This window comes from Caballeronia sp. LjRoot29 (genome assembly GCF_964252755.1).
Classification (GTDB): domain Bacteria; phylum Pseudomonadota; class Gammaproteobacteria; order Burkholderiales; family Burkholderiaceae; genus Caballeronia.
Map to the genome: position 1 here is coordinate 20,500 of NZ_CAXUPU020000035.1, position 13,425 is coordinate 33,924.

The window sequence follows — 13,425 nt, forward strand, 5'->3', positions numbered from 1 at the left end:
GTAGTACATAGATAATTCCGAGGTCGACCGCGATGCGTTACCCCAACCTTTTCAAGCCTCTTACGCTGAACAAGCTGACCTTGCGCAATCGCATTGTCAGCACCGCGCACGCGGAGGTCTATGCGGAACCAGGCGGTTTGCCCGGTGATCGGTATATCCGTTATTACGAAGAAAAGGCCAAGGGCGGTGTGGGCCTCGCTGTATGCGGCGGCTCGAGCCCGGTATCTATCGATAGTCCGCAAGGTTGGTGGAAGTCGGTGAATCTCTCGACCGACAAGATCATTGATCCGCTCGCGCGTCTGGCCGAAGCCATGCACAAGCATGGCGCGAAGATCATGATCCAGGCGACCCACATGGGACGTCGTACCGCGTATCACGGCGAGCATTGGCCGCACTTGATGTCGCCGTCAGGCGTGCGTGAACCGGTGCATCGCGGCAACGCCAAGATCATTGAAGTAGAAGAAATCAAGCGCATCATTACCGACTTCGCCGCGGCGGCGAAGCGCATAAAAGATGCGGGCATGGACGGCGTCGAAATCTCGGCGGCGCATCAGCATTTGATCGACCAGTTCTGGAGTCCGCGCACGAATTTTCGTACCGATGAATGGGGCGGCTCGCTCGAAAACCGTCTTCGTTTTGGTAACGAAGTGCTCAAGGCCGTGCGTGAAGCGGTGGGTCCGGATTTCTGCGTCGGCCTGCGCATGTGTGGCGATGAGTTCCACGAAGACGGTCTCGATCACACGCAGCTGAAAGAGATTGCGCAGTCGATGTCGGAGTCGGGCTTGATCGACTACATCGGCGTGATCGGTTCTGGCGCGGACACGCACAATACGCTCGCGAACTGCATGCCGCCCATGGCGCTGCCGCCCGAGCCGTTCGTGCATCTTGCTGCGGGCATCAAGTCAGTGGTGAAGCTGCCGGTGATGCACGCGCAAAGTATTCGCGACGCAGGACAAGCCGAGCGCTTGCTGGAGTCGGGCATGATCGACCTGGTCGGCATGACGCGCGCGCAGATCGCCGATCCGCACATGGTCATCAAGATCCGCGATGGCCGCGAAGACGAGATCAAGCAGTGCGTCGGCGCAAATTATTGTATCGACCGGCAGTACAACGGTCTGGACGTGCTGTGCGTGCAGAACGCGGCGACATCGCGCGAAGAAACCATGCCGCACGTGATCGAAAAATCGCGTGGGCCGAAGCGCAAGGTCGTGGTGGTGGGTGCGGGTCCTGCGGGACTTGAAGCGGCACGGGTCGCGAAATCGCGGGGGCATGACGTCGTATTGTTCGAGAAGAACGAATACGTGGGCGGTCAGATCATGCTGGCGGCGAAGGCGCCGCAGCGCGAGCAGATGGCGGGCATCGTGCGCTGGTTCGATATGGAAACAAAGCGCCTTGGCGTCGATCGCCGGCTGGGTGTGGCCGCCGACGAAAAGATGATCATGGCTGAGAAGCCGGACATTATCGTGCTGGCTACGGGCGGATTGTCGTTCACGCAGCAAGTGCAGGCGTGGGGCGTTGAGGAAGGTCTTGCGGTGAGTTCGTGGGACATCCTTTCGGGCAAGGTCGAGCCGGGTAAGAACGTGCTGGTCTATGACGGCGTGAGCATGCAGGCAGGCGCGGGCGTGGCGGACTTCATGGCGAGCCGCGGATCGAACGTTGAAATCGTGACGCCGGACGTCAAGGTCTCGGACGATGTGGGCGGCACGACCTTCCCGATTTTCTATCGACGTCTGTATGCGCAAGGCGTGATCGCCACGCCGAACTACTGGCTCGACAAAGTGTATGAAGAAGACGGCAAGAAGATCGCTGTGATCCGCAACGAGTACACGGAAGAGCAGGAGGAGCGCGCGGTCGATCAGGTGGTGATCGAGAACGGTATCGTGCCCAATGACGAGCTCTACTGGAAGCTCAAGCCGGAGTCGTTGAATCGCGGCCAGATCGATGTGCACAAGCTCTTCGCTTCCGAACCGCAACCGTCCCTGAGTGAAGAACTGGGCAACGGCCGCTTCCTGCTGTTCCGCGTAGGCGACTGCATCTCCATGCACAACATTCACGGCGCGATTTACGACGCGCTGCGCCTCGTCAAGGACTTCTGATAATGAGCCCGGTGTTTGTCATTACCGCGTTGTTGTGGTTGTCGGTGGCGGGTCTGGCATTTGCACTGTTCAAGCGCGCAGCGTATTGGCGTGAAGGCCGCGCAACCGCTGCCGGTGCTTACGGCTGGGGCAATTTGCTGTCGATTCCGAAGCGCTATTTCGTCGATCTGCATCATGTGGTGGCACGCGATCCGTACATTGCGAAGACGCACGTGGCGACAGCCGGTGGTGCGATTGCTGCAATGGCGCTCGTGTTCCTCAACTACGGGCTGGCTATCTATTCACCGTGGCTCGACAAGCTGATTTTTCTAGCGGCGTTGATCATGCTCGTGGGCGCTGTATTTGTATGGCGTCGCCGGCATGGAGCGAAGGCGGTGCCGGCGCGTTTGTCGCGTGGTCCTTGGGATAGCCTGCCGTTGCTGCTGGGTTCGTTCGCCCTCGGACTTGTGTTGTTTATCGTATTGCCCGCTGCGGCCATGTCAGGTGCATTGGCGATCATCGTCGCGTTGCTGATTGCAGCAGGTGCGTTCACGATGACATTCGGCGCGGCCCGTGGCGGTCCGATGAAACACGCGATGGCAGGGTTGTTGCATCTCGCGTTTCATCCCCGGCAGGAGCGCTTCACTGGACGCAGCCACGAGCATGACGTCGTCCCACCGACCGCGCTCAAGATGCCCGTGCTCGACGCAAAGGAATATGGCGTTGGCAAGCCGGTTGAGTTTCGATGGAACCAGTTACTGAGTTTCGATGCCTGCGTGCAATGCGGCAAGTGCGAAGCGGCGTGTCCGGCGTTCGCGGCGGGTCAGCCGCTGAACCCGAAGAAGCTGATCCAGGATCTGGTGACCGGCATGGTCGGCGGAACCGATGCTGCGTATGCAGGCAGCCCGACGCCCGGCATCCCGCTCGGCAAGCATTCGGGCGCACCGTCGAAGCCGCTGATTTCCACGATGATCGAAGCGGACACGATCTGGTCCTGCACCACCTGCCGCGCGTGCGTTCAAGAGTGCCCGATGCTGATCGAGCATGTGGACGCTATCGTGGATATGCGTCGGAATCAGACGCTGGTCGAAGGCATCGTGCCGGGTAAGGGTCCCGAAACACTGGCCAACTTGCGCGAGACGGGTAGCGCGAATGGCTTCGATATCGGCGCGCGATACGACTGGGCCGTGGACCTGCAAGTGCAGGTCGCACAGCCGGGACGTCCGGTCGATGTGCTGCTGATTGCAGGCGAAGGTGCGTTCGACATGCGCTATCAGCGCTCCCTGCGCGCACTGGTCAAGGTGCTGAACAAGGCCGGTGTCGACTATGCGGTGCTCGGCGGCGTAGAAACGGATACCGGTGACACAGCACGTCGTCTCGGCGATGAAGCCACGTTCCAGCAACTGGCGACGCAACTTATCGCGACCCTTTCGCAGTATTCGTTCAAGAAGATTGTTACCGCCGATCCGCACGTGATGCATAGCCTGCGTAATGAATATCGCGCGTTGGGTGGTTTGTACGAAGTGCAGCATCACACGTCACTGATCGCTGAGCTGGTCGCCAGCGGCAAGCTCACGCCGGCCGCCGAAAGCGCGCTCGGCGCAGGCAAGACCGTCACGTATCACGACCCGTGCTATCTCGGCCGATACAACGGCGAGACGGAAGCGCCGCGCACCTTGCTTAAATCGATCGGCATCAAGGTCGTCGAGATGGAACGCAACGGCATGCGTGGCCGATGCTGCGGCGGTGGCGGCGGCGCGCCGCTCACGGACATCCCCGGCAAGCAGCGCATTCCCGACATCCGTATCAATGACGCCCGCGCGATCAACGCGGAGATTGTCGCGGTCGGATGCCCGAATTGCACGGCGATGCTGGAAGGCGTAGTAGGTACCCGGCCGGAAGTGCTGGACGTGGCTGAACTCGTTGCAGCGGCGCTGGAGTAAGCAATGAATACGATCAAACGAATTGATCCGCGCCGGCCGTTTTCCATCACGGCAGAAGGGCTCAAGCGCATTACGCTGGGTTTTATCGGCGTGGCGGGAGACGCTCAAACGGGCGCCTTGGGTGGGCATCGTGACCAGGCGAAGCCGCGCCGTACGACTTCAGCCGCGCAACGTTCCTTGCTCGTGGCCGCACACAGTGACCGCGGATCGCTGGATGACCACGCGCGCCAGACGCTTGCGGCAGCGGCGTTACTCGCGGACCCGGCAACGCAAGTCGTATTGCTTGTGCTTGGCGAATTGAAGGACGACGCGGCTGCGCTCGGCGCGGACAAAGTGATCGAGATGGCGTCATTCGATCGTCGCGCATTCGCCCCTGATGCCGCTCTGAACGCGCTCGCCGCGTGCGTTGCGGCGTACTCGCCCGCGCATGTTTTCCTCCCCGATAACGCAACCGGCGATGGCGATCTAGGTCGCCGATACGCGGCACAAGCGAAGGCATCAATGGCAGCGCATGTGGTCGAAATAGACGCTACGCACGTTGCGGTTTATGCCCAGGCGCGCAAGGCGTTTGCCGTGCGTTCCCTGCCCGATGTGATCCTGCTTGCCCCGAATGCCGTCGATGCAAGATTGCCGTTTGTCGGCGCGGGAGATCGTGTAGCGGCTGAGCAGTTTTTTGCTGAAAGCCATACGCTCGATGCGAGTCGCTACAAAGACCTGGGCATCGAAGAAATCGATGCTGCTCAAGTCGCGCTTGAGGAAGCGGATTTCATTGTGTCGGCGGGGAATGGCGTGACCGATGTTCCAGCGTTCGAGCGGCTTGCCAGCACGGTAGGCGCTGCAATTGGCGCAAGCCGGGTTGCAGTGGACGATGGCAAGTTCCCCCGCGACAAACAGATCGGGGCAACGGGCAAGACGGTCGATGCCAGCATCTACATTGCGTTCGGTATCTCGGGCGCGGTGCAGCACTTGCAGGGCATCAAGGATTGCCGTCACGTGATTGCGGTGAACCTGGACGCGAGCGCGCCCATCGCGAAACGCGCGAACCTGACGATCATCGGCGACGCGCAGGAAACGATCGCGGCGCTGACCGATGCCGCCGCGGCTGCGCGAATCGCGCGTGCCAACCCGGGCTCGCTAACAGCGTCCGGAGGCAGCGCCGCGAGTGCAGCGAAGCTGGAAGGAGCGCTCGCATGAACAACGCTCCGACCACGAACCACCTGAACAAGATCGCCGTCCTCGTCTCGGTCGGCCGTCACCCGGTGAGCGGAACGGCGCGCTACAGCCGCAATGACGCCGCCGCGCTGACCTTGGCCACGCGCCTCGCCGCCCAGCATCGAGCCACGCTCGACGTGTTGCACGCAGGCGATTCAACCAATCCCGCATTGCGAGAATATCTCGCGTTAGGCGCTGCGAAAGTGGAAGTGCTGGCCGTAGCCGCAGGCGATGAAATCGCCCCGGCGCTGACCGCGCGCTTGAAGGGTTACGACCTTGTATTGACCGGCACGCGTGCGGAAGGGACCGAAGACAGCGGCATGCTGCCGTACAAGCTCGCTGATTCACTGGGCTTCGCGCTGCTTGCATCGGCAGTGGATATCGACGTTGAAACCGATCACATCACCGTCCGGCAATTCCTGCCGAAAGGATTGCGTCGCCGCGTGCAGGCAAGCTTGCCTGCCGTCGTCGCCGTGCATCCCATGGCGAACGCCACGCCGCGATACGCGTACGCAAAGTTGCGCGAAGGCGCGGTCGAACCGGTGCTCGTGAGCGGCGCTGGCCCGGCAGAAAGCACCGCCTGGACGATCAAGCCCGCGACGGCCAAACCCGTGCGGCTCGCGGCGGCTGAAAAGCGTTCGGGCCATGCGCGCATGCTCTCGGCCACGACTACGGAAAGCCGGGGCGGCAGCGTCGTAATTGAAGGGACTTCCGTCGAAAAAGCACAAGTGATCCTGGCGTATTTGCGCGAGCATCAACTCGTCGATTACTGATTTGCGACACGAAAATTCCTGCTCGATTCCCGCACGTTAAGGTCGGGCGGGGCACCAAAACACGGAGTACACGATGAAAGTTTCCGCAGACGTTCGCGCAATGATCGAACGCCGCAAGAAGGGTCACACGCTGGAAGCGCCGTTCTACGCGAGCGAGGAAATCCACGCACTGGACATGGATGCGATCTTCCGGCGGCACTGGATCCAGGTCGCGGTCGAGCCGGACGTGCCGGAAGCCGGCGACTACATGACGGTGGAACTCGGCAACGACTCCATCCTGATCGTGCGCGACGACGACATGCAGATCCGCGCGTTTCACAACGTATGCCGGCATCGCGGTGCGCGTTTGTGCAGCTCGGAGAAGGGCTCGCTAGGCAATATTGTGTGCCCGTATCACAGCTGGACTTACAACCTGAATGGCGACCTGATGTTCGCCGAACACATGGGCGAGCAGTTCGACAAGTGCAAGCACAGCCTCAAGAAGATCCATCTCGAGAATCTCGCGGGACTGATTTTTGTCTGTCTCGCCGAAACGCCGCCAGCGGACTTCGCTGTAATGCGCGCTTCAATGGAACCGTATTTGTTGCCGCACGGCCTGGCCGATTGCAAGGTGGCCGCCTCTATCGACATCATCGAAAAGGGCAACTGGAAGCTCACGATGGAGAACAATCGCGAGTGCTATCACTGCGTGGCGAACCATCCTGAACTGACCATCTCGCTGTACGAATATGGCTTCGGTTATCAGCGTTCCGCGGACAACGAAGAAGCCATGGCGGCCTTCGACAAGACCGTTGAAGAACGCACGCAGCAATGGGAAGCGATGAACCTGCCGTCGAAGGAAATCGACCGGCTGGCTGACCTGGTCAGCGGCTTCCGCACGCAGCGTTTGCCGCTCGATCGCAGCGGTGAATCGCAAACGATGGACGCCAAGGTGGCGTCGAAGAAATTGCTTGGCGGTTTTCAACAAGCCGATCTCGGCGGCCTCTCGTTCTGGACGCAACCGAATTCATGGCATCACTTCATGAGCGATCACATTGTGAGCTTCTCGGTGATCCCGCTGTCGGCTGGCGAGACGCTGGTTCGCACAAAATGGCTCGTGCATAAGGACGCGAAAGAAGGCATTGACTACAACGTCGACAACCTGACCGCCGTCTGGCGCGCGACGAACGACCAGGACCGTGCGCTGGTGGAATTCTCGCAACTCGGCGTGACGAGCAGCGCGTATGAACCGGGTCCGTATTCGCCGTTCACGGAAGGCCTCGTGGAGAAATTCTGCGAGTGGTACATAGGCCGGCTCGACGACTACGCGAGCACCCCGGATGAAGTGAACGCGAGCACGCACGGCGAGAAAGTCGTCTCGTTCAAACGCTAAGTTCAAGCGCTCACTCATCCAGCAAACAACGTCGCACTCAAAGCTACAGCGGAGAAACAGATGATGCGCGATCAGGCGACGTTCGAGCCTGCCCCAAACCGGGTGACTCAGCCGGAGTTCTGGGGCACGCTTCCCGCCCGTTGGGATAGCGATACCGACGAGACGCTCGTCTGCTGCCACGTTCGTCAGGAAACGCACGACGTGAAGAGCTTTTTCTTTCGTGCGCCAAATGAACGGACCTTCGTATTCGAGCCGGGTCAGTTCATTACGCTCGAGCTGGAGATAGACGGGGAATCGATTAATCGCTGCTATACGATCTCCTCGCCGCCGACGCGTCCCCACACCATTTCCATTACGGTGAAGCGCGTGCCCGGTGGCAAGGTGTCGAACTGGCTGCACGACAATCTTCAGACAGGTGGCAAGGTTCGCGTGCTGGGACCGGCCGGCGAGTTCACGTGCGCGCGGCATCCGGCGCGCAAGTTCCTGTTTTTGTCGGCGGGATCGGGTGTCACGCCGTTGATGTCCATGAGCCGCGCGCATCACGAACTCGGCGAGGATCGCGACATCGTGTTCGTGCATAGCGCCCGCACGCCCGATGACATCATCTTCGCGCGCGAGCTCGACCTGATTGCGTCGAACCAGACGAACTTCCGCACGGCGTTCGTGTGCGAACGAGTCGGCGCGCGGACGAACTGGCCGGGCGTGACGGGTTTCCTCACACTGCCTTTGCTCAAGCTCGTCGCACCGGATTTTCTGGAGCGGGAAATCTTTACCTGCGGTCCCGCGCCGTACATGAAAGCGGTGCGCGATCTGTTGGCGGAAGGTGGCTTCGACACCAGGCATTATCACGAGGAAAGCTTCTCCTTCGAGACGATTTCGGAAGTCGCGGCGCAACTGACGACGGCTCATGTCACCGATGCATTGCAATCGACTGAGGCATTTGCGGAGATGCGCGAAAGCGCGGTTGGCTTTGACCTCTCGCCTGAGATCGCCCCTGCACCGGTAGAGACCACGTTCAAGGTAAGTTTTGCCAAGAGCAATCGCGAGATCGAATGCGGCAGCACGCAGCATGTTCTGGATGCAGCCAAGAAATCGGGTGTGCGCTTGCCGGCATCGTGTACGCAAGGCATGTGCGGTACCTGCAAGGTCAAGCTGCTATCGGGTGAAGTCGAGATGAAGCATAACGGCGGTATTCGCCAGCGCGAGATCGATCAGGGCATGGTGCTGTTGTGCTGCAGCAAGCCGCTGACCGACCTTGTCGTCGATAAGTAGGGTATTCATCAGGGCCGGCGACGCACCCGGATTAAAGGAGGTCGCATCCAGACAACTGGGTGTCGAAAAATAACCAGTCGGCGTATTTCTGGCCGGTGATTCTAAAGCCTCAATGGTGAGGACCGCAAAGGGGAGTACGACAATGAGACTGATCAAAAAACTGCTTGTTTTAAGCACCTTAAGTGCTGCGCTGGCTGCAACCAGCGCGGGTGTAATTGCCGCCGACGCGAAACCGACCATCAAGATCGGTTACGTGGAAGGCTGGGACGACAGCGTCGCGACATCGAACGTGGCGGCTCAGATCATCGAGAAAAAGCTGGGCTATCCGGTGCAACTCGTACCGGTCGCGGCCGGCGTGATGTGGCAGGGCGTGGCGCGCGGCGACCTCGACGCTACGCTTTCAGCGTGGTTGCCGGTCACGCACGGCGCGTACTGGGAAAACTTCAAGACGAAGGTCGTCGATCTCGGCACCAACTTTCCTGACGCGAAGATTGGCCTGATCGTGCCGGAAAATGCCGACGTGACGAGCCTGACGGATCTGGAAGCGAAGAAAGACGAATTCGGCGGCCGCATTGTCGGCATCGATGCTGGTGCGGGCGTGATGTCGAAGACGAGTGAAGCGATCAAGGCATACGGTCTGGACTACACGTTGATGCCGAGTTCGGGCAGCGCGATGACGGCGGAACTGGCGCGTTCGGAAAACGCCAAGAAGCCGATCATTGTGACGGGCTGGAAACCGCACTGGATGTTCGCGAAGTACAAGCTGAAATTCCTGGAAGATCCGAAGAAGGTGTTCGGTGAAGCCGAGCACGTGGACAGCGTGATCAATCCGGGCCTGGAGACCAAGGCGCCTACCGTGGTTGCTTTCCTGAAGAAGTTCCAATGGAAACCGGGCGAAATCGACAGCGTGATGCTCGCCACCACGAACGGCGCGAAGCCGGCCGCTGCTGCGGACGCGTGGGTGAGCGCACATGGCGATCGTGTGTCTAGCTGGACGGCAAATTAAAGGTCTCTTGCCAATGCTTTAGCTTCAACGAAACAACGCCGCTTTTAGCGGCGTTGTTTTATTTTAGAGCCTCTTTTATGAGGCTCTATTTCAAGGGCCAATTACAGCACCACGGTCCGGTCGCCGTTGATAAACACGCGCCGTTCAATGAAGGCCTTCACCGCACGCGCAAGCGTGATGCATTCCACATCGCGCCCGGTCGCCAGCAGTCGCTCCGGTTTGTACGAGTGATCCACGCGCTCGACCACTTGCTCGATGATCGGACCTTCGTCGAGGTCATCGGTCACGAAGTGAGCCGTTGCACCGATCAGCTTCACGCCACGCGTATGCGCCTGGTGATAAGGTTTTGCGCCTTTGAATCCGGGCAAGAACGAGTGATGGATATTGATCGCACGCGCGGCCAGTTTGCGGCTCGTCTCGCCTGACAATATCTGCATGTAGCGCGCGAGAATCATCAACTCCGCGCCGGACGACTCGAACAAATCGAGCAGTTGCGCTTCCTGTTGCGGCTTGGTGTCTGCAGTGATCGGAAGATGGTGGAACGGCAGGCCGTGCTGCACGGCAAGCGGTTCGAAATCGCGATGGTTCGAGCCGATCCCGACAATGTCCATCTTCAGCTCGCCCATGCGCCAGCGGAACAACAGGTCCGCGAGACAGTGTTCGAGTTTCGACACCATGATCAGCACCTTCGGCCGCGCAGCCACGTTGTGGATCGCCCACGTCATGGAGAAACGCTCGGCAATAGGCGTGAATTCCTGCTGCAACGCGGCGATCTGCAGCGTTTCATCGTGGTCCACGCCGTGGAAAACACAGCGTACGAAGAAGCGCTGGCTGAGATCGTCGTCGAAGACGGTGAGTTCATCGACGTAACACTGGTGCCGGTCAAGGAAGCCGACCACGGCGGCGACTTGTCCTGCCGCACTGGGGCAAGCTACCGTGAGCACGAGTTGATGAGAAAGAGTTTCAGTATCGATGCTGCCGGCCATGCGGTTCTCCACTATGCGAATGGCAGCGCCGCGAACGCAGCGCGCATACGTTGCAGTAGAACAAATTGCATGGGGCGGCGGCTAGAAGCTAAACGCCGTGACGCTGGTATCGGAGCGTCAGGTGAGGGCCTGGCTGAATTCAGGCGGCCACGCCGCATTCAGCCAGCAGCCAGTCGCGAAACGCACAGACGGTCAAAGTCTGCGCGCGTGGTGCATTCAAAAGATAGCCGCCGTCGGTCGTGACCGGCGTGTCGAACAACTGGATCAGTTGACCGCTTGCAACGAGTTCATCGACCAGCGGTTCCCAGCCAAGCGCCACGCCCTGACCCATGATTGCCGCGTGCGCAACAAAGCCATAGCTATTGAACGTGATGCCGCGATGCGCAGGCGGCGCTGCCAGTCCATGCGCCGCGAACCAGCCATGCCACGACAGCCAGCGCTCCGGATTCGTCGGCTCCAGGTGCAGCAGCGGCAGGCTAACGAGGTCCGACGGGGCACCGGGTTTGCCATGTCGCGCGAGGAACGCAGGGCTGCATACGGGCGTGACCCGCTCGGGAAATAGTTTGACCGTTCCACGTCCGGCCCAGTCGGTTGCCGCATCGCCGAAACCGATCACGATATCCGCATGATCGTGATCAGCGGCGAGCACGTCCTGCGCCGTGGTGATCCTGACGTCCACATCGGGCATCAGCGCCTTGAATTGCGAGAGGCGCGGCATCAGCCAATACGTCGCGAAGCCGAAGTCCGTGAGGAGCTTGAGCGAGCGTTGCGCTGGAGTCGCGTGCCGCGCCCGGATGTCGTTGGTGGCAACGCGGATGGTGTCGAGGCTCTGGCGTACGGCTTCGAACAGGCGCACGCCGTCCTCGGTAAGCGTCACGCCCCGGTGCCCGCGCTCGAATAGAGCGGCGCCGAGGTTTTCTTCGAGTTGCACCACGCGCTGGCTGACCGCCGGCTGCGTGGAGCCCAGCTCGCGGGCGGCCGCGGTGAAGCTGGCGAGACGCGCGGCGGACTCGAACATCGACAGCGCCTGCATAGGCGGCAAACGATCCTGTCTCGACATAAGTCCCCCTTATGAGCTCATAACGTTTTGCTCTCTTCACAGCGGCTAAATGAACGGCAATAGTGATGTGCGGCAGGGATCGTCCACCGCACGACGCCCGTGCCCCGTCACCTTCCTGATTCTATTCGAGCCTTGCCCCGATGCTTAAACGCAAACCAAATATCCTTATTCTGATGGCTGATCAAATGACCCCGTTCGCGTTGTCGGCGTACGGCCATCACGTAACGAAAACGCCGAACATGGACGCGCTCGCGGCCCGTGGCGTGGTCTTCGACTCAGCGTATTGCGCGAGTCCGCTCTGCGCGCCGTCACGCTTTTCATTCTTGTCGGGCAAATTGCCCTCGGCAATAGGCGCCTACGATAACGCCGCCGAATTTCCCTCGCAAACATTAACGTTCGCCCACTACCTGCGCGCGGATGGGTATCGGACGATCCTCTCGGGGAAGATGCACTTTTGCGGCCCGGATCAATTGCACGGTTTCGAGGAACGCCTGACCACCGACATCTATCCTGCGGATTTTGGCTGGACGCCGAACTGGGACGACTTCGAGACGCGCCCGAGCTGGTATCACAACATGAGTTCCGTGATCGACGCGGGGCCCTGCGTGCGCACCAATCAACTCGACTTCGACGACGAAGTGACCTACACCACGCGCCAGAAGTTATTCGACATCGCGCGTGAGCGGCAAGCCGGGAAAGATGACCGGCCGTTTTGCGTGGTGGCGTCGCTTACGCATCCGCATGATCCGTACGCGATCCCGCAGAAATACTGGGACATGTACCGCGACGAAGACATTGAAATGCCGGCGTACCGCGACACGCTGGACGCAGCCGATCCGCATTCGAAGCGCCTGCGTTATGTGTGCGAGACCGACAAGACGCCGCCGACGGACCAGCAGATCCGCAACGCCCGCCACGCGTATTACGGTGCGATTTCTTACGTCGATGCGCAATTCGGCGCGATCCTCGAAGCGCTCGATCAAGCAGGAATGGCCGACGACACCATCGTGATCGTGACATCCGATCATGGCGAGATGCTCGGCGAGCGTGGCCTTTGGTACAAGATGACGTTCTTCGAGGGCGGCTGCCGCGTGCCGTTGATCGTGCACGCGCCGGGGCAATTCAAGGCGGCGCACGTGAGCGCTTCCGTCTCGCATCTCGACTTGCTGCCGACGCTCGTGGAACTGGGCCGTGACGCGCCGCGATCCACATGGCCCGATACGCTCGATGGCCGCAGCCTCGTGCCGCATCTGCGCGGCGAGCCGCAGGCACACGATGAAGCTATTGGCGAGTACCTGGCCGAAGGTGCAATTGCGCCGATCGTGATGCTGCGCCGCGGCGAGTTCAAGTTCATCCACACGCCCTCGGACCCCGACCAGCTTTACAACGTGACAGCCGATCCACTCGAACGCACCAACCTCGCGATGCTGCCGGAACACGCAGCAAGGGTCGCGGCTTCGCGTGAGGAGATCGCGGCGCGATGGGATCTCGACGCGTTGCGCGAAGAGGTTGTGCAGAGCCAGCGGCGCCGGCAATTTCATTTCGAAGCGACCACGCAAGGCCGTATTGAATCATGGGACTGGCAGCCATCGGTCGATGCCAGCCAACGTTATATGCGCAATCACATCGACCTCGACACGCTCGAAGCCATGGCGCGTTTTCCCGCAGTCACGCGCTAAAGCACACGCTGCTCGATCGAGATCAGAACAACACTACCCACAGGAAG

The 13,425-nt window shown here is 60.4% G+C and carries 10 protein-coding genes; 8 read left to right on the top strand and 2 right to left on the bottom strand.

The genetic code is table 11. The annotated features are described in order from the left end of the window. Nucleotides 1-32 precede the first annotated feature (32 nt). From ACSQ83_RS28845 to ACSQ83_RS28875, 7 genes are all read left to right on the top strand, one after another. Entirely contained in the window at nucleotides 33-2,096 is a 2,064-nt protein-coding gene (locus tag ACSQ83_RS28845) for an FAD-dependent oxidoreductase (RefSeq protein WP_436230501.1), read from the top strand. 2 nt (nucleotides 2,097-2,098) lie between these two features. Beyond that, nucleotides 2,099-4,018, top strand: coding sequence for a (Fe-S)-binding protein (locus ACSQ83_RS28850; RefSeq protein ID WP_436230502.1), 1,920 nt, complete (start codon nucleotides 2,099-2,101; stop codon nucleotides 4,016-4,018). Nucleotides 4,019-4,021: 3 nt separating this feature from the next. Next, on the top strand, nucleotides 4,022-5,212 hold the full coding sequence (locus ACSQ83_RS28855; protein WP_414955251.1) for an electron transfer flavoprotein subunit alpha/FixB family protein: 1,191 nt from the start codon (nucleotides 4,022-4,024) through the stop codon (nucleotides 5,210-5,212). Next, entirely contained in the window at nucleotides 5,209-6,003 is a 795-nt protein-coding gene (locus ACSQ83_RS28860; protein WP_414970208.1) for an electron transfer flavoprotein subunit beta/FixA family protein, read from the top strand. The genes ACSQ83_RS28855 and ACSQ83_RS28860 overlap by 4 nt, the downstream gene beginning before the upstream one ends. 73 nt (nucleotides 6,004-6,076) lie before the next feature. Continuing rightward, the gene (locus ACSQ83_RS28865; RefSeq protein ID WP_436230503.1) at nucleotides 6,077-7,375 is read left to right on the top strand and encodes an aromatic ring-hydroxylating oxygenase subunit alpha; all 1,299 of its coding nucleotides are present in this window, start codon (nucleotides 6,077-6,079) and stop codon (nucleotides 7,373-7,375) included. A gap of 60 nt (nucleotides 7,376-7,435) precedes the next feature. Beyond that, the gene (locus ACSQ83_RS28870; RefSeq protein WP_436230504.1) at nucleotides 7,436-8,647 is read left to right on the top strand and encodes an FAD-binding oxidoreductase; all 1,212 of its coding nucleotides are present in this window, start codon (nucleotides 7,436-7,438) and stop codon (nucleotides 8,645-8,647) included. A gap of 142 nt (nucleotides 8,648-8,789) precedes the next feature. Beyond that, complete coding sequence (locus ACSQ83_RS28875; RefSeq protein ID WP_414955247.1) at nucleotides 8,790-9,653, top strand: glycine betaine ABC transporter substrate-binding protein; 864 nt, start codon at nucleotides 8,790-8,792, stop codon at nucleotides 9,651-9,653. 101 nt (nucleotides 9,654-9,754) lie between these two features. Here the strand turns inward: ACSQ83_RS28875 and purU are convergent, their stop codons facing one another. After that, nucleotides 9,755-10,639, bottom strand: coding sequence for a formyltetrahydrofolate deformylase (purU, locus tag ACSQ83_RS28880; protein ID WP_414955246.1), 885 nt, complete (start codon nucleotides 10,637-10,639; stop codon nucleotides 9,755-9,757). A gap of 139 nt (nucleotides 10,640-10,778) precedes the next feature. Next, nucleotides 10,779-11,699, bottom strand: a complete 921-nt coding sequence (locus ACSQ83_RS28885) for a choline sulfate utilization transcriptional regulator (protein WP_436230505.1) — start codon at nucleotides 11,697-11,699, stop codon at nucleotides 10,779-10,781. Nucleotides 11,700-11,839: 140 nt separating this feature from the next. Here ACSQ83_RS28885 and betC point away from each other — a divergent pair, with 140 nt between their 5' ends. Next, entirely contained in the window at nucleotides 11,840-13,378 is a 1,539-nt protein-coding gene (gene betC, locus ACSQ83_RS28890) for a choline-sulfatase (protein WP_414970210.1), read from the top strand. The last annotated feature ends 47 nt before the right edge of the window (nucleotides 13,379-13,425 follow it).